Here is a 21,097-nt window from a genome sequence, read left to right on the forward strand (position 1 = left end):
AGTTGAGCGAAAGGATGGCGAAATGACAGCAGCATTACAGGAGGGCGACAAAGCCCCGGCTTTCAACCTGGCCAGCGACGGTGGCGGCAAGGTCTCGCTCAAGTCCCTCGCCGGCAAGAAGGTCGTGCTCTATTTCTATCCCAAGGACGACACCAGCGGCTGCACCCGCGAGGCGATCGATTTCTCCGGCATGAAGAAGGACTTCGCCAAGGCCGACGCCGAAGTGATCGGCGTGTCCCCCGATTCGGTGAAGAGCCACGACAAGTTCAAGGCCAAGCATGATCTTGGCATTGTGCTCTTGTCCGACGAGGACAAGACCATGCTCGAAGCCTACGGCGTGTGGACGGAAAAGAGCATGTACGGCCGCAAATATATGGGCGTCGAACGTTCCACCTTTTTGATTGATAGTAAGGGCAAGATCGCCCGCATCTGGCGGAAAGTGAAAGTAGATGGTCATGCCAAGGAGGTGCTAACCGCCGCCAAGGCGCTCGGCTAAGAGCACCCGTCCGGAGGTTTGGCATGAATGCGTAGCTCTCGCTACAACATGCAGTAAACGCTTCATCTATTTGTTTTTACTTGCTTATTTTGCGTTCGAGGCGTAGGCCTCGACGCATCATGTTGCAGACAGCCCTCCTCGCTTTCAGCCTCTCCACGGACGCTTTCGCCGCCTCGGTCGCCAACGGCGCGCGCGCGCCGAAAATGTCGATCGTACGCACCACCGGCATCGCCGCGAGCTTCGGCGTGCTCGAAGCGCTGGCGCCGCTCATCGGCTATCTGCTTGGCCGCCAGTTCGCCGGCACCATCGAAAGCATCGACCACTGGATCGCCTTCGGCATTCTCGGCGTCCTGGGCCTGCGCATGATCTGGATGAGCTTCAAGCCCGAAACCCCGACCAGTGTCGCGGTGCCCCTGTCGGTCGCCGCCGTCTTCGCGACCGCGCTCGGCACCAGCGTCGACGCCACCGCCGTCGGCGTTACCTTGGCTTTGGTCGAGACCAATATCGCCTTGACCTTGCTCGCGATCGGCTTCGTCACCTTCGCCATGACCTGGATCGGCCTGCATCTCGGCCGTGAGATCGGTCGCCGCGCCGGCGCCTGGGCCGAACGCCTGGGCGGTTTCGGCCTGATCGCCATCGGCGGCAACATCCTGTTCACCCACCTGATGGCCTAAACGATCTAGGCCCCTCGCTAATCCCTTGTTTTAGGCCCGTTTCTCAAAAATTAACCCTAACAATGTCTAATCAAACTCGCTGATCGCGCTTTGTTGAGCGCCGGAGTTTGGTTGATGTCTTTGCGCGAAACGTTCCCCAAGACGGCTCCTAAGACTGCCCCGCCCAAGCCTCGTCTATCCTCCCGCTACTTCCTGACACTGGCGCGCGGGGACGACATCAAATGCGTCGCCGTGCGGCCGTGGGCTCTCTATTTCGTCGGCGGGATCGTCCCATTGGTCGCCCTTCTGACCATCGGCTCCGCCGCCTATTCCATTTTCCATGACCGCATGTTGCAGGCACTGATGACCCGTCAGGCCGAAATGCAGGCGGCTTATGAGGATCGGCTCGCCGCCATGCGCGCCCATGTCGACCGCATGGCCTCGCGGCAATTGCTCGATCAGGATTCGATCGAGAATCGCGTACATGAACTCGTCGCCCGCCAGTCGCAGCTCGAAAACCGCGCCGTGGTCGTCGCCAATCTGGCCGAAAGCGCCGGCATCGAAGCGAGCGCGACCGCCAGCCTGCCCCTGCCGTCGATCGGCCGTTCGACCAATGGCAAGAACCGACAGGCCGTGGGCGGCGGCTTCGTTCAGGCACCGGCTTTCGCGCCACTCGAAACTCGCGACGCGCCAGCCCTGCAGGCGCTTGAGCGGTCCATCGCCCCGCAGAAGCCCAGACCAGAACCCGTTGCTGACGAGATGCCGCTACGCTCCGGCAAGACCTCCGATGCCTCCGACATCCTGCGCCCGAGCGACCGTTCGGCTGTCCCCTTGGCGCTGCATCTCGCCGAAATCACCGCCAAGCTCGATCGTGTCGAGCATTTGCAAATCCGCTCCGTCGGCCAGATCGCCTCGAGCGCGCAGCGAAAGACGACGCAGTTGCGCACGGCCCTCACCTCGGCCGGCGTCTCGCTCGATCGCTTTGCCCCGCCACGGAAAATGGCCGCCAACGAAGCTCCCGCCGTCGGCGGCCCCTTCGTGCCGCTGAAGGCCGATAGCAACGGCTCGCCCTTCGAGCGCGAAGTCGCTCGCCTGCAAGATCAAGTTCTGCTCGCCGAGCGCCTGCGCCAGGCCCTGCCCTATATTCCACTGCGCAAGCCGCTGTCTTCCGTCACCGATGTCACCTCCAATTTCGGCGCCCGCAGCGATCCCTTCCTGGGCCGTGCCGCCATGCACACCGGCGTCGACCTGCGCGAACCCTATGGCTCGCCCGTGGTCGCCACCGCCGCCGGCAAAGTCACCAATGCCGCCTGGACCGGCGGCTATGGCAATATGGTCGAGATCGATCACGGCCATGGAGTGACAACCCGTTACGCCCATATGTCGACGATCCTCGTATCCGAAGGCCAGCAAATCGCGGCTGGCGCCGTCGTCGGCCGGCTCGGCTCCACCGGCCGCTCGACCGGTGCGCATCTCCATTATGAAGTGCGCATCGACGACGAACCCGTCGATCCCGTCCGTTTTCTCAAGGCCGGGGCGCAATTCTTTGCACAGCGTTGAAACAAAGCGACGTTGAGGGGTCCTGCTCTGCGGTAAACCCCGCCCTGCGATCAGCCTCATTGCTCCCTGCCTAAAAACCACGCATGGATCAGGCGAGGAGATGCCATGACTGCCCAGACCGATCCTTCGCCAGACGTTGCGGCGCCCAGCCTGTGGTGGCGCATCGTCACGAGCCCCTATCTGTACCTGGCGATCGCGGGCCTGTTCTGGAGCGGCAATCACATCGCCGGCAAAGCCGGTGCCGGCCATATTCCACCGGTGACGATGGCCAGCGGCCGCTGGCTGCTCGGCGCTCTGATCCTGTGGCCGTTCGTCGGCAAGCAGGTCATCGCTGATTGGCCGATGCTCAAGAAGAGCTGGAAGGTCGTCGTGCCGCTCTGCGTGTTTGGCGGCGGCGTATTCTCGACGCTGCAATATGTGGCGCTCAACTACACCTCGGCGCTCAACGCCTCGATCTTCAATTCCTTCGCGCCGCCGATGATCGCGGCGGCTGGCGCCGTCTTGTTCCGCGACCGTCTGGCCGCCATCAACTATGCCGGCATCGTCGTCTCTTTCATCGGCGTGATGCTCATCGTCAGCCGCGGCAGTCTTGAAGTGCTGCAATCGGTCGAGTTCAACTGGGGTGACGTCATCCTGGTGGCGAACATGGGTATCTGGGCCGCCTATTGCACGTGCCTGCGCTTGCGCCCGCCCGTGCATCCGATGACCTTCGTCTTCTGCGTCGCGCTGCTTGGCGGTCTGTCGATGGCGCCCTTCGCCATCTGGGAACATGTGCGCGGCCTGGAAATCCAGTTCACCTGGCTGACCTTCAGCGTGATGGCCTATGTCACGCTGTTCTCGGGCACCTTGGCTTACGTCTTCTGGAACCGCGGCCAGGAAGCGATCGGCGCTTCACGCGCCGCCGTCTTCTTGCACCTCATCCCCTTTTACGGCGCGGTGCTGGCGACGAGCATTCTCGGCGAACATCTGCGCTGGTTCCACATCATCGGCTGCGCTTTGATTCTCGCCGGCGTGTGGATCGCCTCGCGCGACAGCAAGGCGCGCTGAAGCGCCTCGCGCGTCATCGCACCAGTGAACATTCCGGATTGGGGGGACCAAAGGCCTGTTCGCCTGGAATGGTCGTCAGCACCTTATAATAATCCCACGGATATTTGCTTTCGGCCGGCGACTTGACCTGCACCAGCACGAGATCGTGCACCATGAGATTGTCGGCGCGCAGCTTGCCGTGGCGCGCGAAAGCGTCTTCGATCGGCGCCTCACGCATTTTCGCTGTGATCTTCAAAGCCTCATCGGAGCCCGTGGCCTGAACCGCGTTGAGATAGTGCATGGTGGCCGAATACACGCCGGCCTGCCACATGGTCGGCATCTGCTTCATCTTGGCGAAATAGCGCTTCGACCATTCCCGCGTCTTGTCGTCCATGTCCCAGTAGAACGACGTCGTCAGCAACAGCCCCTGCGCTGCCTGAAGGCCCAACGCATGAACATCCGTGATCAAAACCAAAAGGCCCGCAAGGGATTGCCCGCCCTGGAAAACGCCAAACTCGCTCGCTGCCTTAATCTCATTGATGTTGTTGGGCGGACCACCGGCAATGCCGATGATCTTTGCCTTGGACGCCTGCGCCTGCAAGATGAAGGATGAGGGATCGGAGGTCGCGAACGGCGGACGAACGGACCCTAAAACTTTGCCGCCGTTCTTGACGATCACCTCGGAAGCATCGCGCTCCAGCGAATGGCCGAAGGCATAGTCATCGGTGATGAAAAACCACGTATCGCCGCCGCGCTTGACCACTTCCTGTGCCGTGCCGACGGCGAGCGCATGCGTGTCAAACACCCATTGGATCGCATAAGGCGAACAGTATTTTCCGTGAAAATCCGCGGTGCCTGTCGCATGCGTGATGAAGAGTTTCTTCTTGTCGTTGGCGATGTTCTGCACCGCCAGTCCGACCGCCGAGACGGGCACGTCGAGGATCACATCGACTTGCTCGGTATCGTACCAACGCCGTGCAATGCCGGCGCCAATGTCGGGCTTGTTCTGTGTATCGCCGGTGATGAGAGCGATCGGCTTGCCAAGCACCTTGCCACCGAAATCGTCGATGGCCATCTGTGCCGCGGCCGCCGAGCCCGGTCCATTCGCGCTGGCCGACGGTCCCGTCATGTCGGTCAATACGCCGATCTTCACGATGTCATCGGAGACCTGCGCGGAGACTTGGGCAGCCTGCGACATCAGCGCCGCGACACAGGCCCCGCAAAACAACAGATGCTTTGAAAAGAGATGCTTTGCCAACATTCGATCCTCCCAACCGAAATGGCTCAAGAGGATTTCCGCACAATTGCGGAGCAGCGTCAACGCCGCGAATCTAAATCGCGTTCCGATAGAAGGGATGTTGAGAACGGATATGGCGCCGCGACAATCGCGACGCCATTCAACATCTTCATCGATCAGCTTATAGCGTTTTGCAGTTTGACGGAATCGGCAAACGCCACAAAGACGCGTTAAAACAAAGAGCCTAGGCAAAATTGCGTTTCTATCGAAACGCAATTTGCTCTAGTCGACGTCGGCCACTTCGTCCGGACCGCCGCCATAGACGCGCTGCGCCAAGGAGGCTTCCATGAAGTCGTCGAGGTCGCCGTCGAGCACGTCGTCGGGCGTGCCCGAGACATGGCCGGTGCGCAGGTCCTTCACCATCTGATAGGGCTGCAACACATAGCTGCGGATCTGATGGCCCCAGCCGATATCGGTCTTGGCCGATTCCTGCGCATTGGCAGCGGCTTCGCGGATTTCCAGCTCGCGCTCATAGAGGCGCGCGCGCAGCATGTTCCAAGCCGTGGCGCGGTTCTTGTGCTGCGAACGCTCCATCTGACAGGCCACGACGATACCCGTCGGAATATGCGTGATGCGCACCGCCGAGTCGGTCGTGTTGACGTGCTGACCGCCGGCGCCCGACGAACGATAGGTGTCGATGCGGCAATCGCTTTCGTTCACCTGAATGTCGATCTTGTCGTCGATGACCGGATAGACCCAGGCGGAGGCGAAACTCGTGTGCCGGCGCGCGTTGGAATCGAACGGCGAAATGCGTACGAGACGATGCACACCCGATTCCGTCTTCAGCCAGCCATGGGCATTGTGGCCCTTGATCAGCAAGGTCGCCGACTTGATGCCGGCCTCGTCGCCCGGCGTCTCTTCGATCAGCTCGACCTTGTATTTCCGCCGCTCAGCCCAGCGCGTGTACATGCGCAACAGCATGCGCGCCCAGTCGCAGCTCTCCGTACCACCAGCGCCCGAATGGATTTCGAGATAGCTGTCGTTGGCATCGGCCTCGCCTGACAGCAGGGTCTCGATCTGCCGCCGCTCGGCCTCCGCCAGCAGCGCCTTCAAGCTGACGACACCCTCTTTCTCGGTGTCGGCGTCATTCTCGGATTCGCCGAGTTCGACGAGCGTGATGGCATCTTCGAGATCGCGTTCGAACCGCGACAGCGCATTCAGGCGCTCCTCGAGTTCGGTGCGCTCGCGCATGATCTTCTGCGCCGCATCCGGATCGTTCCAGAGCGACGGGTCTTCAACCTTTGCATTCAGTTCCGCGAGGCGGCGCGTGGCTGTCTCGACGTCAAAGATGCCTCCTCAGCAGTCCCACCGACTGCTTGATCTGTTCAACGAGGGCTTCCGCCTCCGCGCGCATGAAAGTGCTCTCAATTACGAGTGAAAAACTGCGGTCGTCATATCGACGACCGCCGCAAGTGTAAACCTACGGCAAATCGCGTTTCACTAGAAACGCGACTTTGCCGCGCCGTTCGCGCTGATAGACGTGGGTCAGTAAAGGCCGCCCGTGCCCGAGCCGATCGAGCGGTCCGAAGCCGGCGAGGTCGAGGCGCGCGAGATGCCGTCGCCCGCGATATAGTCCGGCGGCGCGGTGCCCGGCTTGAAGCCTTCGAGGATCGAGCCGGCCCCCGACGAACGCAGGCCCGAGCGCGGATCGATGGAGATCAGCTTGATACCCGGCGGCACGCGGAACGGAATGTCCGGCTTGCCCTTGAGCGCCTGCGCCATGAAATCCCGGAAGATCGGCACCGCATATTGGCCGGCGGTCGCCGAATTGCCGAGCGAGCGCGGCCGGTCGTAACCCATGTAGACGCCCACCGCGAGATCCGGCGAGAAGCCGACGAACCACACGTCCTTCGCATCGTTGGTCGTACCGGTCTTGCCGGCAAAGCGGCGGCCAAGGGCCTTCAGGATTTGCGCGGTACCGCGCTGCACGACGCCTTCCATCATCGAGGTGATCTGATAGGCGGTCAGCGGATCGAGCACCTGCTCGCGCTTGTCGATCAGGCGCGGCTCAGCTTGATTGTCCCAGCCTTCGGCGTCGCAGCCCTGGCAGACACGCTGGTCGTGACGATAGATCGTGCGGCCCCAGCGATCCTGAATGCGGTCGATCAGCGATGCGCGGATGCGTTTGCCGCCGTTGGCGAACATCGAATAGGCGGTGACCATGCGCAGCACGGTGGTTTCACCGGCGCCCAGCGACATGGCGAGCACCGGCAGCATGTCGTCATAGACGCCGAACCGCTTGGCATATTCGGCGATCAGCGGCATGCCGACGTCGCGCGCCAGACGCACGGTCATCAGATTGCGCGAATGTTCGATGCCGTAGCGCAGGGTGTGCGGGCCGTAGTTGGTCGAGCCGCCGTAGTTTTCCGGCCGCCACACTTCACCATTGCCCTGATCGATTTCGATCGGCGCGTCCTGAATGATCGACGAAGGCGTATAGCCGTTGTCGAGCGCCGTCGAATAGACGAACGGCTTGAACGACGAGCCCGGTTGGCGATAGGCCTGCGACGCGCGGTTGAATTCCGACTGATCGTAAGAGAAGCCGCCCACCATGGCGAGCACACGGCCCGTGTAGGGATCCATGGCCACCATGGCACCGGAGACATCCGGAATCTGGCGCAGGCGGAACTGCCCCGGACGATCGCTCATCGGCTCGGCATAAATCACGTCGCCCGGCGACAGCGCGGCGCGCACGCTGCTGCGGCGCGTCCACTTGACGCCGTCGTTGGTGATCAAACCCGTCTCGCGGGTGCGGCTGACTTCGCCCGAAGACTCGCGCGGCGGCTGCAGACCGATGCGGGCGGAACCATCGGACACGTCGAGCACGACGGCCAGGCGCCAGGGCTTGATATCACCCAACGCCGGAATTTCTGCCAGCGCCGGACCCCAGTCGCCCGTGTTGACGCTGATGACGCGCATGGCGCCGCGATAGCCCTGGGCTTCGTCGAAGCGCACAAGACCGTCGGTCAAAGCTTTACGCGCCTGTACCTGCATCTGCGGGTCGAGCGTGGTGCGGACCGAGAGGCCGCCCTCGTAGAGTTTCTTTTCGCCGTAGCGATCGAGCAGTTCGCGCCGCACGTCTTCGGCGAAGAAGCCGGCGACATAATGATTCGGCGACAGGAAGCGCGGATTGACGTTGAGCGGCTCCTTACGCGCCTTCTCCGCATCGGCCGGTTTGACCATGCCGTCGGCGGCCATACGGTCGAGCACGTAATTGCGGCGCGCGATCGCCGCGTCGCGATTGCGGAATGGATGCAGCGTGCTGGGTGCCTTCGGCAGCGCCGCGAGATAAGCGGCTTCCGACAGCGTCAGTTCGTTGACCGACTTGCCATAGTAGTTCAGCGCCGCGGCGGCGACGCCGTAGTTACCCAGGCCGAGATAGATCTGATTGAGGTAGAGCTCGAGGATCTTGTCCTTCGAATAAGCCGCCTCGATCCGGAACGAGAGCAGCATTTCGCGGATCTTACGCTCGAACGTGCGCTCGTTGGTCAAAAGGAAGTTCTTGGCGACCTGCTGCGTGATGGTCGAGGCGCCCTGCACGCTGCGATTGCCCTGAATCAGGATGACGGCGGCGCGGACGATACCTTCAGGATCGATACCTGAGTGGCTGTAGAAATTCTTGTCTTCGGCCGCGATGAAAGCGTTCTTGACCAGCGGCGGGATCGCCTGGATCGGCAGGAACAGACGGCGCTCGCGCGAATATTCGGCCAAGATACTGCCGTCGCCCGCATGCACGCGGGTCATCACCGGGGGTTCGTAATTACGCAGTTGGGTGTAGTCCGGCAGGTCCTTCTCGTACCCCCAGATCAACATGCCAGCCGCAGCCGCGCCCAGCACGAATAGAATCGCGCCGGTGGCAAACAGAAACCCGAAAAACCTGCCAATACCGCGCATCCTGATCGTCGCTCCGCAACCGCTTTCGGAAATCAGCCGGCTTCGCCGGGCCAGCGGGACTCTATGCCTTCACCATGACCTTAACTCAAACAAGGCCTTCTCGGCCAAAGGTCATCCGCGAGACCACCCGCGGCAAGACATCCGCCGGAAGACCACTCGCGTCATTTTGTGTTCATTTGGCGGCGAGGCCGCAAAAAACCAAAGGGCAAACGCAATACAATACCGCTTATTACATCACTTATCGGCCGCTGCAACGGGCGCCGCCACAGCATTCTCGTCTCTTGCCTGTTCCGCTTGCGGAACTGCACTGGCGGTGCGCCCGCGCAACCGTGGCTCGAAAAACGAATCGATCGAGCGCGCGACGGCGCTGGCCGCCTTTTCCCGCCACTCGGGCGTACGCATCTGCGCCGCATCATGGGCGCTCGACAGATAGCCGATTTCGAGCAGAACGGAAGGCACATCCGGGGCTTTCAGCACGTGGAAGCCGGCCGAACGCATCGGATTCTTGTTGAGATTGCCCGCCTCCTTCCACACCGACATCAAGGTGCGGGCGAACAGATGGCTATAGGCCCGCGTTTCGCGCCGCGTCAGATCGAACAGAATGTCGGTGACGCCGCTGGTTTCATCGCCTTTGACGTCAAAGCCGGCAATCTGGTCGGCCAGGTTCTCCTGTTCCGCGAGCTTCGCCGCATAACGGTCTGATGCCCTTTCAGAAACCGTATAGACGGTGGCGCCGGAAACGCCCGGCGCCCGCATCGTATCGGCATGCACCGAAACCAAAAGCTGCGCTTGCGCCATCTGGGCAATGCGCACCCGCTCGCCCAGCGGCACGAAAATATCCTCGTCGCGGGTCAAAACCACCTGATAACGCTCGGTCTTGCGCAGTTGCTCGGCCAGCGTCCGCGAGAAATCGAGAACCAGGTCTTTTTCGATAGGCACCCCCGGCCGGATAGCGCCGGTGTCGATACCGCCATGTCCCGGATCGATCACCACCACCGGTTTGGCGCCGGCGGCAATCTGCTTGGCGGCATCGGTTTCCACGCGCAATGGCTGCGGCGCCGCCACATCCTGCACCGAATCGCGCGCCGCCTGGGCGAAGCTTTCCGCGTCGGTGCGTGCCAGCTCGACCACCAACCGCTGGCCGCCTTCGTCATAAGCCTCTGTTTCGGCCCGCACAATCCGCGCCGGATCGGTCAAATCGATGATCACCCGCGCCTTGCCCGCTGCCAATCGGCCAAAGCGAAACGACGAAACCAGCCCATGGCTTCCCGGTCGGCCACGACTGGTTTTGAGCTGCCCAACCGACGGGTCGATCTGAAAAGCGACCTCCGGAAGATCGAGAATCACCCGGTTTGGCCCGCTCATGACGAAGGCACGGGGCGTAACCGGCTCGGAAATATCGAAAACCAACCGTGTCAGGTCGTCCTGGCGCACGATCCGCGCCGCCGTGACAATGGGCGTTCCCACAGGCTTGACCGTGGCTGTGGAGAGGTTTCGGGGCGTTTCGCTCCCCTGCTGCCCCGCCGCCGGATAAAGACAGCCCGCGAACAGGGTCAACGCCAGGACCGCGGACCGGCTGGCCCGACGGGAACCTTCATGAAAAAATGCAGTGCTGGAACGCATTTGGCCCGGAATCCGCCAAGTGTGACCGGTATTAATCTCTTGTAAGCCATAGTCGCGCAGGGGTTAACGCCCGGTAACGAGGACGCACGCGGTTACCAAACTCTGTGGCTCTTTCGCCACAGTCGTCAGGAAACTTGTCAGACTCTCACAACCGTCATATGTATCAATTGCCTGCCGGACGCGGGCCAGCCTGACGGCGCACCCAGGAGGGGCGTCGCGGTCCAGTCGAAGTGCCTCCCGAGTTTTACGGGGTTTGCATGAGACGGTTTCAACTCCGGCGCGGCTGCCACTTGAATGGTCATGTGGCCCGCGGTCAGGCATTCCGGCCCATCCGGCGCCGGCGCACGCTGATGTGCACAGGTGAGTAGGCAATGATCCGTCACGCGAAGGGCGAGAGGCCCGGACAGCGCAGACGAAACATCCAGGCAACGACCTTTCCCCGGAGAGGCGATCCCGGTCGCGTCATTAGACGCGCCGCTCCCTCCCCCATGAATTCGCTCCGTCCCGTCACCGACCGGCCATCGCCGGCCTCGCTGCGGAACGCGATCGACCTTGTCCCGACATTAACAGCTTTTTCCATCCATCCGGCTCCGACGCCCTCGCCCCGCCTCGCGGCGGAGCGCGCATCAGCACGCGGATTTTCCGCGTCGCCGCCGTCGCGGGCCCCTCAAGACAGAGTCACAAGAGACCCCTATGGCCAACAAGATGCTTATAGATGCATCGCACCCGGAGGAGACCCGGGTTGTGGTGCTGCGTGGTAACCGCATCGAGGATTTCGATTTCGAGGCAGCCAATAAGAAACCGCTCAGAGGCAATATCTATCTCGCCAAGGTGACACGGGTCGAACCGTCCCTACAGGCGGCCTTTGTCGAATATGGCGGCAACCGCCATGGCTTCCTCGCCTTTTCGGAAATCCATCCGGACTATTATCAAATCCCCGTCGCCGATCGGCAGGCGCTCCTCGAAGAGGAAGCCCGCCAGCACAGCGAAGAGGAAGACGAAGAACCCCGCTCCAACCGCCGCAGCCGCCGCAACCGGCGTGGCCGCGATCGCTCGGAACGTCGCGCCGCCCATGGCGACGAGACCGTGTCCGGCGAACTGCAAGAGAACGAACTGCAAGACGGCGCATTGCAAGCCAATGGCGAGAACGGTGAGGCCGCTCTCGACATTCCGGCCGAACAGCCCGACGCGGACTTCCTGCCCCATCACGGCGAGGACGAGCACCAGGCTGCCGTCGTCGAAGAGCCGGCGCGCCTGATCGAAGGATCGGAAGTCAGCGCACCTGAACCGATCGAAGCCCTGCAGGCCGCCGAGAAAACGGCCGAGCCGCAGGCTGAGCAGGCTCCGGCCGCGACGGAAGCCGCCCATGATGGTACGCCCGACGGCGAGGCGGTCGAAGCCCGCCGAGGCGACGCCGACGAAAGCCAGAGCGACCAAGATCAGGTCGGTGAAGATCAAGACGGCGACCATGCCGAAGGCGCCTCCGACGACGAGGATGAGGACGACGAGGACGGCGCCGGCGAGGACGAAGAAGAAGAGCATGTCGAAATGCTCGGCGGCGATGCGCTGGAAGAAATGCCGCGCCGGGCCGCCCGCAGCCGTCGCCAGTACAAGATTCAGGAAGTCATCCGCCGCCGCCAGGTTCTGCTCGTCCAGGTCGTCAAGGAAGAGCGCGGCAACAAGGGCGCGGCCCTGACCACGTATCTGTCGCTCGCCGGCCGCTATTCGGTGCTGATGCCGAACACGGCACGCGGTGGCGGCATCTCCCGCAAGATCACCGACGGCGAAGATCGCAAGCGCCTCAAGGAAATCGCCCAAGAACTCGACGTGCCGGAAGGCATGGGCGTGATCCTGCGCACGGCTGGCGCCTCGCGCACCAAGCAGGAAGTGCGCCGCGACTTCGAATATCTGCTGCGCATGTGGGAATCGGTGCGCGAACTGACGCTCGAATCCACGGCCCCCAGCCTCGTCTACGAGGAAGGCTCGCTGATCAAGCGTTCGATCCGCGACCTCTTCAATAAAGACATAGACGACATCACCGTCTCGGGCGACGCCGGCTTCGAGGAAGCGCGCAGCTTCATGGGCATGTTGATGCCAAGCCACGTGCGCAACGTGCGCCTGTGGAACGAGCCGCAGCCCCTCTTCGCCAAATATGGCGTCGAACAGCAGCTCGATGGCATGTTCTCGACCCAGGTCACCCTGAAGTCAGGCGGCTATATCGTCATCAATTCGACCGAAGCGCTCGTCGCCATCGACGTGAACTCGGGCCGCTCCACCCGCGAGCACAATATCGAGGACACGGCGCTTCGCACCAATGTCGAAGCAGCCGACGAAGTGGCGCGGCAACTGCGTCTGCGCGACCTTGCCGGGCTCATCGTCGTCGACTTCATCGACATGGAGGAGCACCGCAACAACCGCACCGTCGAACGGCGTCTGAAGGAAGCGCTGAAGGCCGACCGTGCCCGCATCCAGGTTGGCCGCATCTCGCATTTCGGCCTGTTGGAAATGTCGCGCCAGCGCATGCGCCCTGGCGTGCTCGAAGGCTCCAGCGTCGTCTGCCCGCATTGCGCCGGCGCCGGCACGGTGCGCTCGACCTCGTCGATCGCCCTACACGTGCTGCGCGTTCTGGAAGATGCGCTGATCCGCAACGCCTCCCACAATATGACGGTGAAGACGCGCAGCGTCGTCGCCCTCTACATCCTCAACCAGAAGCGCGCCCATCTGCGCGAGCTGGAAGAGCGTTTCGGCGTCGCGATCACCGTACTCGCCGACGACACCCTGTCGGGTTCGGTCTATCACGCGCTCGAACGCGGCGAGCCGGCAACGGCCACGCCCGTGCCCGCCGCGCCACGCCAACTGGTGCGCGTCGACTCGATCTCGCCCTATGATGTCGAAGGCGAGGAGATTGAAGAAGACGAAAGCGACGAGCAGAGCGAGAGCCCGCAGGAAGCCCGTTCGGACGGCGAACAGGAAGGCGGCCGTCGCCGTCGCCGCCGCCGTCGTGGCCGCAACCGCGAATCCTCCGGCATCGATCCGTCCGCACCACAGCCTTCCGACGAAGGCCTGGCCGCCGCGGCGGGCTTCGAAGCGCCCTTCAATGGCGAAACGGAGGCCGAGGCCGCCGATGAAAACGGCGAAACCGTCAATGGCGAGGAGCGCGAGGGCCGCGAGAATCGCGAAGGACGTGGACGCCGCCGGACGCGCCGGAACAATCGCCGTGGCCCCTATGGCCTGCCGCGCAACAACGACGGCGACGAGTACGAACCGCGCCGTGCCCAGGAAGGCTCGTGGGTGAAAACCGACGATGGCCAGCCCGAGCCCGAATTCGCGCCCTATGCCGCGGGCGAGACCGAGACGCATCATCTCGAAGCCGTGCATGATGTAAGCCCGGCTTCGCTGGCCCCGACCGAGCCGGTGCACACCCATCACGAGGCGGAACAGCCGTCGGCCCCGATCGCCGTCAAGGAAGTCGCTGCCGAAGAGATTGCGCCGGAAGAAGCCAAGCCGGCGCATCGCGAAGTCGAATTGCTGCCCGAGGCCCCCGCCCCGCAACAAAAGCGCGGCGGCTGGTGGCAGCGCGCCAAGTCGACCCTGAGCGGCAGCTAGGGCAAATCGCGAAGGCGATTTCGCCCAATCGCTTCAACTATTAGAAAAGCCGGGCTCACGCCCGGCTTTGTCTTTTCATGACGTCGGCAACCAGCGCTGCAAGCGCTCAAGCGCTTCGACGATATCGTCATGCGCGCCGGCGAAGGAAAAGCGCACGGCGCTTGATCCATGCTCGCGGTCGAAATCAACGCCCGGCGTCGCCGCCACGCCCGCTTCGCTGAGCATCCGCTTGCAGAAATCAAGCGAGTCATTGGTGAAGCGGCTGACGTTGCAATAGAGATAGAAGGCGCCGTCGGCGGGATGGAAATCGCCGAGGCCGATGCGCGGCAATTCCCTGATCAGCAAGGCGCGGTTGCGGGCATAGCCGGCCTTGACGGTTTCGAGATCCTCGAGCGCGTCGAAAGCTTTCTCAGCGGCGATCTGACTCAAGGTCGGCGGCGAAATGGCGAAGCTCTGCGACAACCGTTCGACCGAACGGATCAGCCAGTCCGGCAATACCAGCCAGCCGATGCGCCAGCCGGTCATGCAATAATATTTGGAGAAAGAATTGACGATGACGGCCTGATCGGAGAAGGCGAGCGCCGTCTGCGCCGTCCTCTCGTAGGTCAGGCCGTGGTAGATTTCATCGGAAACGAAGGCGATGCCGAGCCGCTGGCAGGTGGCGCTGATCTCGGCCAACGCCGCATCGCTCATCATCGTGCCCGTCGGATTGGCCGGGCTCATCAGCAGCACGCCATCGAGCGGCCGCTGCGCATGCGCCGCCTCGATCATGGCCGCCGTCACCACGTGACGGTCCCGCGCCGTGGTTTCGAGCGTCACCACCTCGACATCGATGGCTTCCAGAATATTGCGATAGGCCGGATAGCCGGGCGCGGCAACGGCCACACGCGCGCCGGCATCGAACAGTGACAAAAACGCCAGAATGAAACCACCGGAAGAGCCCGTCGTCACCGCCACCCGCTCCATAGGCACGTGAACGCCATAGGCCTCCTGGTAATGCCGGGCGATGCGGGCGCGCAGCGACGGCAGGCCCAGCGATTGCGTATAGCCGATGCGGCCATTTTGCAGCGCCTGGATCGCCGCCTCGCGGACCATGCGGGGCGCCGGGGCCGACGGCTCGCCCGTCTCCATCCGGATGATACGCCGCCCGGCACTTTCGAGGGCTGCGGCCTCCTTGAACACTTCCATCGCCAGAAACGGCGCCACCCGGCTGCGCAACGCAGCTTCATTCCGCATCCCAGACCGCTCTTGTCCCTGCCGCCGTTCTGTCGCCATACTACCTTGCCTTAGCTAAACCGAAATACGTCCCAGAATTGCCCAAGAGCTGCCAATGACCCGCCTGCCGGACCAACCAAATCCGGACGTGCCGATGCCAAACCCATCGAAATCACCCGCGCGGCGCAGCCCTAGCGCGTATCGCGCGAGGCGCCTAGCGCTGATCGGTTGCGCCTTGATCATGGCAGGCCAGACGATCGGCCGGCCGGCACTGGCGCAAAGTTCCAGCCAGATCATCGTGCGCGACGCCGAAACCGAGCAATTGATGCGCGACTATGCCACGCCGATCTTCAAGGCGGCCGGCGTCAATGCGGGCGCGACGCGGATCATCCTGGTGCAGGACCGTGCCTTCAACGCTTTCGTCGCCAACGGCCGCAAGATTTTCATCAATCTCGGCACGATCATGGAAGCCAAGACGCCGAGCGAGCTGATCGGCGTGATTGCCCATGAGACCGGCCATATCGCCGGTGGCCATCTGGTGCGCCAGCGCCTCGAATTGGCCAATGCGCAGATCTATGCGGTGGCCGGCATGCTGCTCGGCGCCGGCGCCGTGGTCGGCACGGCGCGCAACCGCCAGGTTGGCGTCGACTCCGGCGGCGCCATGGGCGCCATTCTCGGCCCCCAGGAAATGGTGCGCCGCGCCCTGCTCTCCTATCAGCGCGGCGAGGAACAGGCGGCCGACATCGCCGCCGTCAAATATCTCAACGCCAGTGGCCAATCGCCGAAGGGCCTGCTGACGACCTTGGAGCGCTTTCAAAACGAAATGCTGTTCAAGTCACAGGCGCTCGATCCCTATCTGCTGTCGCATCCGCTGCCGGCCGAGCGCATTTCCAATTTGCAGGAACAAGCGCGCCGCAGCCCCAATTTCGACAAGCCGGAAAATCCGGCCCTGCAGGCCCGGCATGATCTGGTGCGCGCCAAGGTCATCGCCTTCGTCGGCAATACGGCCGAGACCGGCCGGCGCTATCCTTTGAGCGATACGTCGCTGGCCGCCCGCTATGCCCGCGCCGTCGCCGCCTATCGCAACGGCCGCCTGCCCGATGCGCTGGCGCAGATCGACGCTTTGATCGCGACCCAGCCAAACAATGCTTACTTTCACGAATTGAAAGGCCAGACCCTGCTCGAGGCCGGGCGCGCCGGCCAGGCGATCGAGCCGCTGCGCAGAGCCGCAGCGCTGGCGCCGCGCGGCGTGTCGATCCGCGTCATGCTCGGCCATGCCTATGTGGCGACCAACAATCCGACCTACGCCAATGATGCGATCAAGATTCTCACCCGCGTCACCCAGGAGGAAGACGACAACGCCGACGCCTTCCAATTCCTCTCCATGGCTTATGAGCGCAAGGGCGACCAGGCCAATGCCATGCTGAGCGCCGCCCAAGGCCTGTTCCTGGCCGGCAAATTCGTCGAGGCCCGCACCCAGGCCGATCGAGCCAAACGGCAGTTCAAGGAGAATTCGCCCGGCTGGCTGAAGGCCGACGACATCCTCGAATATCGCCCGCCGAAGGATTGAAGCCGCCCGAATTGCGGCAATTCACGCCAAAGTGTCTCGCCGGCGTTCGCGATTCAGCCGCTTTCGGCCTATAGCTTAAGGTCAAAGCCCTCTTTCTGGATGTGGACATGCGTTTTCTCGATTCGACCGCCGGTAAGATCGCCGCCTTCGCGGTCGTCGCCCTGCTTGCCTTCGGCGTCGGCATTCTCGCCCGCAGCCCCAGCGTCGTCACGCCGACGACTGAACGGGCGCAGGTCGAGGCCATCATCAAGGACTACCTGCTGAAAAACCCGGATGTGATGCGCCTGGCGCTCGAGGAAATGGAGCGGCACACCCAGGCGCAGGAAGAGACCCGCAAGCAGGAATCGGTCGCCAAGCTCAGCCCGCAGATTTTCCAGTCCAAGTATCAAACCGTGCTGGGCAATCCGGACGGTAAGATCCAGCTCGTGGAATTCTTCGATTACAATTGCGGCTACTGCAAACGCGCCCTCAACGATCTCTCGCAATTGATGAAGGATAACCCGGATCTACGTATTATCCTTAAAGAATTTCCGGTTCTTGGACCTGGCTCCGTCGAGGCCGCCCAGGTTGCCATGGCCCTCAAGAAACAGATCGATCCCGCCAAATATTGGGAGTTCCACCAGAAACTTCTCGGTGGCAGCCGTGGCCCGGTCGGCAAGGCGCAGGCGCTCGCCGTCGCCGAGGAGGCCGGTGCCGATCTCGACAAACTGCAAGCCGACATGGCTGGCGCGGACGTCCGGGCCGGCCTCGGCGAAGTCATGAACATCGCCGAGACCCTCGGCCTCAACGGGACGCCGTCCTATATCGTCGGCTCGGAAATCGTCGTCGGCGCCGTCGGTGCCGAAAAGCTGCAGGACAAGATCAGCAACCTGCGCAAATGCGGCAAGACCGACTGCATCTGATCGGCCCAGCGACGAGCCGAATTCCATGTCCCCGGAGCCCTGCTCCGGGGATTGTCATTTTTGAGGTTTGATCAGCGGCGCGATCAGCTCGATTTCATTGGTCATGACGCCGCCGGAATAGCGCTTCGGCAGAGCGAGCGCTTGTTCTTTTGTGTCGATGCCGGTCGAATAATCGCCGCCGTGATAGGGGCCGATCAGGAAGACCGCACTGTTCACACTGGCCATGCGATTGAGAAAGCGGTCCGGCCAGCCCCACAGCCAAGGCGCCCAGTTGGCCGGCACGAAGACAATCATGTCGGTGCAGCTCTTCGGCACGATGCCGGTCCAGCCATAGGCGAGATAAGAATAGAGACAGCTCTTCAAAGCGGCCCGCGACAGCGTTTTGGTGTCGGGCATGAGCTGCCGGAACGTGGCGATCGGCTGATCGCCGCCATAGACCATCAACGAGCTCCGCTCGCCCGGCGCCAGACCTTTCAGCACCTCGGCGAGCAATTCGCCTTCCTTCGGATCGTTACTCTTGATGTTGATCAGGAAGGCGCGACCGGGAAAAGCCGATAGCACCTCCTGCAAACTCGGCATCATGCCGACGAACTTGCCGCGAAACGGAAAAGTCTGTCCACCGTCAGCCGTATAGCCGTAGCCGATGTCGAGGCGCTTCAATTCCGCCATCGACTTCTCGCGCGTGACACCCTGACCGTCGGTGCGGCAATCGATGGTCCAATCGTGGAAGACGGCGAATTGCCCGTCGGTCGTTGGATGAACATCGAGTTCGACGATATCGGCCCCGGCAGCGAAACTCGCCTGCATGGAGGCAATCGTATTTTCCAGAAATGCATGGGTCGGCGGCAGCATGCGGCTCGCCGTACAGGTATCGCGCCCTACTCCACGTCGATCGAACTGTTGGGAAATGCCGCGATGGGCGAGCAGCACCGGATCACCGGACGGCCGCGAAGCCAAAAGCGAGCTATTATTGAGATAAAGCAGCGTTCCAACGATAACGCCTGCGATTGCCCAACGCCCAATTTTCCGCATCGACTCGTGACCACGTGACAGGGACCACGCAGATGCCCGAGCGATGCGGCAATATTAAGAGAAAGCCCTACGGCTTTTCGGCCTCGTAGCAAACGAAAGCGAGCTTGTTGCCATCAGGATCGCGGACTAAGCAGCATAGAAGGTCTCGCTATACTGCGGCCGAAATCCCGGCCCACCTTCGTCCGATCCGCCATGGCGCATCGCCAATGCATAGAGCCGATCGATAGCGGCGGCACCTGCGGCAAGAAATGCCGTCATGCCGCCGTTGCCGACTGTCGCTTCCCGGCCATCGAACGGATAGCCGACGAAGAAACGCGGGACGGACTCATCCGCAGTGTCGCCCCACGCGGCTGTCTGCTCGTCCCGCCAACACGGCTCCAAGCCCATTTCAGCGAAGACGGGGTCGTAGAAGCGCAGAGCTCTCGCCAAGTCCTTGGTGCCGACCATCGTGTAACCAATCATCGGCTTCACTCCTCAAGAGACTTGGAAATCAAGAGACTTGGAAACCCCAGCCTTACCGGGCCGCCGCCTGCTGCGGCGCGGCGGTGGCATTGTCGGCGCTGCTCGCCGGATGCCAGCCCTCGTCGTTGCGCGCCACCGTGCCGACACGCACCTGGGCCGTCACCGTCAGCTCGGTGCCGGAGTCAAAACGCACGGTATAGCGCAATCGATCCTGGCCCTCGAAGCCAGCCTTGGGCTGATAGACGATATGGCTGCCGAAGCCGGTCTGACCGTTGCACTTGGCGAAATCGCCGCGATTGCCGGAGAGGAAACGCGGTCCCTCATTGACCGTCACCGTGCCATTGCCCGGCTGCTGCACGATGGTCACCACCGGCGCCTTGGTCGAGCAGTCCGGCCGCATCGACGAATGGCTCCATACGTCCACAGCCTTCCCAGCATCGGTCGAGCGCCGCACCACGGTTTCCTTGGCCACCGCCGTACCCGCGACCAAAGCCAATCCCACAGCCAGAACGATCGTCTTCGTCACCATCGCCAACTCCCAACTTGGCGCCGCCCATGCGGCGATCCGGCGTGATGCTGCCAGAAGCGCAATCCTATTGCACGAAGAATTTTCATGTTTTGTTCTTTTTTGTTCTCTTTTGTTCTCAGGCAACCAGAATCCCAGCCCGCCTTTCGGTGCGCAAAGCCGGTCCGGATCGTGCAAACCCTTCCATCCCAAGGACAACCGGGCTATGAGGCACCCCGGCGGGCGCGCTCCCGCACCGCGTTCGCGTGGGTTGTTCCTCCGTTTCCGAGCCGTTCCCCAACCGTCCTGTCGAGCCGCCGATGCAAGCCATCCATGTCCTCAACGGACCCAACCTCAATCTGCTCGGCACGCGCGAGCCGCAGATCTATGGCTCGGAGACCTTGGCCGACATCGAGACGCGGCTTGTTGCCAAGGCCAAGGCCCTCGGCCTGACCTTGGAATGCCGCCAGTCGAACCATGAAGGTGATCTGGTCGACTGGATTCAGGAAGCCGGCCGCGCCGATGCGGGCGTCATTCTCAATGCCGGTGCGTATACCCACACCTCCGTCGCGCTGCGCGATGCCATTTCCGGCTCGGGCGCCCATGTGATCGAGGTTCATCTCTCCAACGTCCATGCCCGGGAAAGCTTCCGCCACCGCTCACTGATTTCGCCAGTGGCACGGGGCGTCATCCTTGGGTTTGGATCCCTGTCCTATGACCTGGCCGTCGATGCGCTGGTGGCGCTCGCGGCAAAGAAGAAGAGCTAAGAACGTATGACCAAGAAGCCCGAAGACGACAAACCCCGGTTCGATACCTCGCTGGTCGAGGAACTGGGCGCGATCCTGGGGCGTCTCGATCTGTCCGAGATCGAGGTCGAACATAACGACATGCGCGTGCGCGTCTCGCGCCAGCCCGCCACCGTGATCGCCGCGGCTCCGGCCGTAACCTCGGTCGTCGCGCCGCCGCCGACACTGATCGCCACGCCCGCCGCTGCGACGCCGGCTTCGGCTCCCGTCGAACATCCCGGCACCGTGAAGTCGCCGATGGTCGGCACCGCCTATCGCCGCCCCAGCCCCGATTCAAAGCCCTTCGTCGAAATCGGCAGCGTCGTGAAGGAAGGCGAGAAGATCCTGCTCGTCGAGGCCATGAAGACTTTTAACGAAATCGTCGCGCCGCGCGCCGGCACGATCACCGCGCTCTTCGTCGACGACGGCCAGCCGGTTGAATATGGCGCGCCGTTGCTCGTGATCGAATAG

17 protein-coding genes are annotated in these 21,097 nt (G+C 62.6%); 9 read left to right on the top strand and 8 right to left on the bottom strand.

The window, feature by feature from the left end; genetic code table 11:
- Positions 1-22: 22 nt before the first annotated feature.
- From bcp to OIM99_RS16145, 4 genes are all read left to right on the top strand, one after another.
- Positions 23-496, top strand: coding sequence for a thioredoxin-dependent thiol peroxidase (bcp, locus tag OIM99_RS16130; RefSeq protein ID WP_311851458.1), 474 nt, complete (start codon positions 23-25; stop codon positions 494-496).
- Between the two features lie 119 nt (positions 497-615).
- The gene (locus OIM99_RS16135; RefSeq protein WP_311851459.1) at positions 616-1,170 is read left to right on the top strand and encodes a manganese efflux pump MntP family protein; all 555 of its coding nucleotides are present in this window, start codon (positions 616-618) and stop codon (positions 1,168-1,170) included.
- Between the two features lie 114 nt (positions 1,171-1,284).
- On the top strand, positions 1,285-2,709 hold the full coding sequence (locus OIM99_RS16140; protein ID WP_311851460.1) for a peptidoglycan DD-metalloendopeptidase family protein: 1,425 nt from the start codon (positions 1,285-1,287) through the stop codon (positions 2,707-2,709).
- Between the two features lie 105 nt (positions 2,710-2,814).
- Positions 2,815-3,756 carry a DMT family transporter gene (locus OIM99_RS16145; protein WP_311851461.1) on the top strand — a complete coding sequence of 314 codons (942 nt, stop codon included), beginning with the start codon at positions 2,815-2,817 and terminating at the stop codon, positions 3,754-3,756.
- Positions 3,757-3,769: 13 nt separating this feature from the next.
- On the opposite strand, the gene OIM99_RS16150 is transcribed toward OIM99_RS16145, so the two are convergent.
- The 4 genes from OIM99_RS16150 to OIM99_RS16165 form a co-directional block, all read right to left on the bottom strand.
- Positions 3,770-4,996: an ABC transporter substrate-binding protein gene (locus OIM99_RS16150; RefSeq protein ID WP_311851462.1), complete on the bottom strand. Its 1,227-nt coding sequence runs from the start codon at positions 4,994-4,996 to the stop codon at positions 3,770-3,772.
- A 258-nt stretch (positions 4,997-5,254) separates the two neighbouring features.
- A protein-coding gene (prfB, locus tag OIM99_RS16155; RefSeq protein WP_311851463.1) for a peptide chain release factor 2 occupies positions 5,255-6,386 on the bottom strand; the annotation gives its coding sequence in 2 pieces (ribosomal slippage) (positions 5,255-6,316 and positions 6,318-6,386; 1,131 coding nt in all).
- 131 nt (positions 6,387-6,517) lie between these two features.
- Positions 6,518-8,926, bottom strand: a complete 2,409-nt coding sequence (locus tag OIM99_RS16160) for a penicillin-binding protein 1A (RefSeq protein ID WP_311851464.1) — start codon at positions 8,924-8,926, stop codon at positions 6,518-6,520.
- A 234-nt stretch (positions 8,927-9,160) separates the two neighbouring features.
- Entirely contained in the window at positions 9,161-10,393 is a 1,233-nt protein-coding gene (locus OIM99_RS16165; protein WP_311851465.1) for an N-acetylmuramoyl-L-alanine amidase, read from the bottom strand.
- Between the two features lie 849 nt (positions 10,394-11,242).
- On the opposite strand from OIM99_RS16165, the gene OIM99_RS16170 reads away from it, so the two are divergent.
- Positions 11,243-14,155: an Rne/Rng family ribonuclease gene (locus tag OIM99_RS16170; RefSeq protein WP_311851466.1), complete on the top strand. Its 2,913-nt coding sequence runs from the start codon at positions 11,243-11,245 to the stop codon at positions 14,153-14,155.
- 75 nt (positions 14,156-14,230) lie between these two features.
- On the opposite strand, the gene OIM99_RS16175 is transcribed toward OIM99_RS16170, so the two are convergent.
- The gene (locus OIM99_RS16175) at positions 14,231-15,391 is read right to left on the bottom strand and encodes an aminotransferase class I/II-fold pyridoxal phosphate-dependent enzyme (protein WP_311851467.1); all 1,161 of its coding nucleotides are present in this window, start codon (positions 15,389-15,391) and stop codon (positions 14,231-14,233) included.
- A 220-nt stretch (positions 15,392-15,611) separates the two neighbouring features.
- On the opposite strand from OIM99_RS16175, the gene OIM99_RS16180 reads away from it, so the two are divergent.
- Positions 15,612-16,940 carry a M48 family metalloprotease gene (locus tag OIM99_RS16180; RefSeq protein WP_311851468.1) on the top strand — a complete coding sequence of 443 codons (1,329 nt, stop codon included), beginning with the start codon at positions 15,612-15,614 and terminating at the stop codon, positions 16,938-16,940.
- Positions 16,941-17,047: 107 nt separating this feature from the next.
- Complete coding sequence (locus OIM99_RS16185) at positions 17,048-17,842, top strand: DsbA family protein (protein WP_311851469.1); 795 nt, start codon at positions 17,048-17,050, stop codon at positions 17,840-17,842.
- Positions 17,843-17,896: 54 nt separating this feature from the next.
- Here the strand turns inward: OIM99_RS16185 and OIM99_RS16190 are convergent, their stop codons facing one another.
- From OIM99_RS16190 to OIM99_RS16200, 3 genes are all read right to left on the bottom strand, one after another.
- Entirely contained in the window at positions 17,897-18,874 is a 978-nt protein-coding gene (locus OIM99_RS16190) for a glycerophosphodiester phosphodiesterase family protein (protein ID WP_311851470.1), read from the bottom strand.
- 126 nt (positions 18,875-19,000) lie between these two features.
- Positions 19,001-19,336: a VOC family protein gene (locus OIM99_RS16195; protein WP_311851471.1), complete on the bottom strand. Its 336-nt coding sequence runs from the start codon at positions 19,334-19,336 to the stop codon at positions 19,001-19,003.
- A 52-nt stretch (positions 19,337-19,388) separates the two neighbouring features.
- Positions 19,389-19,865, bottom strand: a complete 477-nt coding sequence (locus tag OIM99_RS16200; protein ID WP_311851472.1) for an Ig-like domain-containing protein — start codon at positions 19,863-19,865, stop codon at positions 19,389-19,391.
- 296 nt (positions 19,866-20,161) lie between these two features.
- Between OIM99_RS16200 and aroQ the strand changes: the two genes are divergently transcribed.
- Positions 20,162-20,608: a type II 3-dehydroquinate dehydratase gene (aroQ, locus tag OIM99_RS16205; protein WP_311851473.1), complete on the top strand. Its 447-nt coding sequence runs from the start codon at positions 20,162-20,164 to the stop codon at positions 20,606-20,608.
- A 6-nt stretch (positions 20,609-20,614) separates the two neighbouring features.
- Positions 20,615-21,097, top strand: a complete 483-nt coding sequence (accB, locus tag OIM99_RS16210) for an acetyl-CoA carboxylase biotin carboxyl carrier protein (protein WP_311851474.1) — start codon at positions 20,615-20,617, stop codon at positions 21,095-21,097.

Origin of the sequence: Methylocella sp. CPCC 101449, assembly GCF_031921685.1 — a bacterium.
Classification (GTDB): Bacteria; Pseudomonadota; Alphaproteobacteria; order Rhizobiales; family Beijerinckiaceae; genus Terripilifer.

Coding starts and splice junctions, on each gene's coding strand:
- OIM99_RS16135 (WP_311851459.1), top strand. CDS start 616: ATGTTGCAGACAGCCCTCCTCGCTTTCAGCCTCTCCACGGACGCTTTC.
- bcp (WP_311851458.1), top strand. CDS start 23: ATGACAGCAGCATTACAGGAGGGCGACAAAGCCCCGGCTTTCAACCTG.
- OIM99_RS16185 (WP_311851469.1), top strand. CDS start 17,048: ATGCGTTTTCTCGATTCGACCGCCGGTAAGATCGCCGCCTTCGCGGTC.
- OIM99_RS16150 (WP_311851462.1), bottom strand. CDS start 4,996: ATGTTGGCAAAGCATCTCTTTTCAAAGCATCTGTTGTTTTGCGGGGCC.
- OIM99_RS16195 (WP_311851471.1), bottom strand. CDS start 19,336: ATGATTGGTTACACGATGGTCGGCACCAAGGACTTGGCGAGAGCTCTG.
- OIM99_RS16175 (WP_311851467.1), bottom strand. CDS start 15,391: ATGCGGAATGAAGCTGCGTTGCGCAGCCGGGTGGCGCCGTTTCTGGCG.
- OIM99_RS16145 (WP_311851461.1), top strand. CDS start 2,815: ATGACTGCCCAGACCGATCCTTCGCCAGACGTTGCGGCGCCCAGCCTG.
- OIM99_RS16190 (WP_311851470.1), bottom strand. CDS start 18,874: ATGCGGAAAATTGGGCGTTGGGCAATCGCAGGCGTTATCGTTGGAACG.
- aroQ (WP_311851473.1), top strand. CDS start 20,162: ATGCAAGCCATCCATGTCCTCAACGGACCCAACCTCAATCTGCTCGGC.
- OIM99_RS16180 (WP_311851468.1), top strand. CDS start 15,612: ATGGCAGGCCAGACGATCGGCCGGCCGGCACTGGCGCAAAGTTCCAGC.
- OIM99_RS16140 (WP_311851460.1), top strand. CDS start 1,285: ATGTCTTTGCGCGAAACGTTCCCCAAGACGGCTCCTAAGACTGCCCCG.
- OIM99_RS16200 (WP_311851472.1), bottom strand. CDS start 19,865: ATGGTGACGAAGACGATCGTTCTGGCTGTGGGATTGGCTTTGGTCGCG.
- accB (WP_311851474.1), top strand. CDS start 20,615: ATGACCAAGAAGCCCGAAGACGACAAACCCCGGTTCGATACCTCGCTG.
- OIM99_RS16170 (WP_311851466.1), top strand. CDS start 11,243: ATGGCCAACAAGATGCTTATAGATGCATCGCACCCGGAGGAGACCCGG.
- OIM99_RS16160 (WP_311851464.1), bottom strand. CDS start 8,926: ATGCGCGGTATTGGCAGGTTTTTCGGGTTTCTGTTTGCCACCGGCGCG.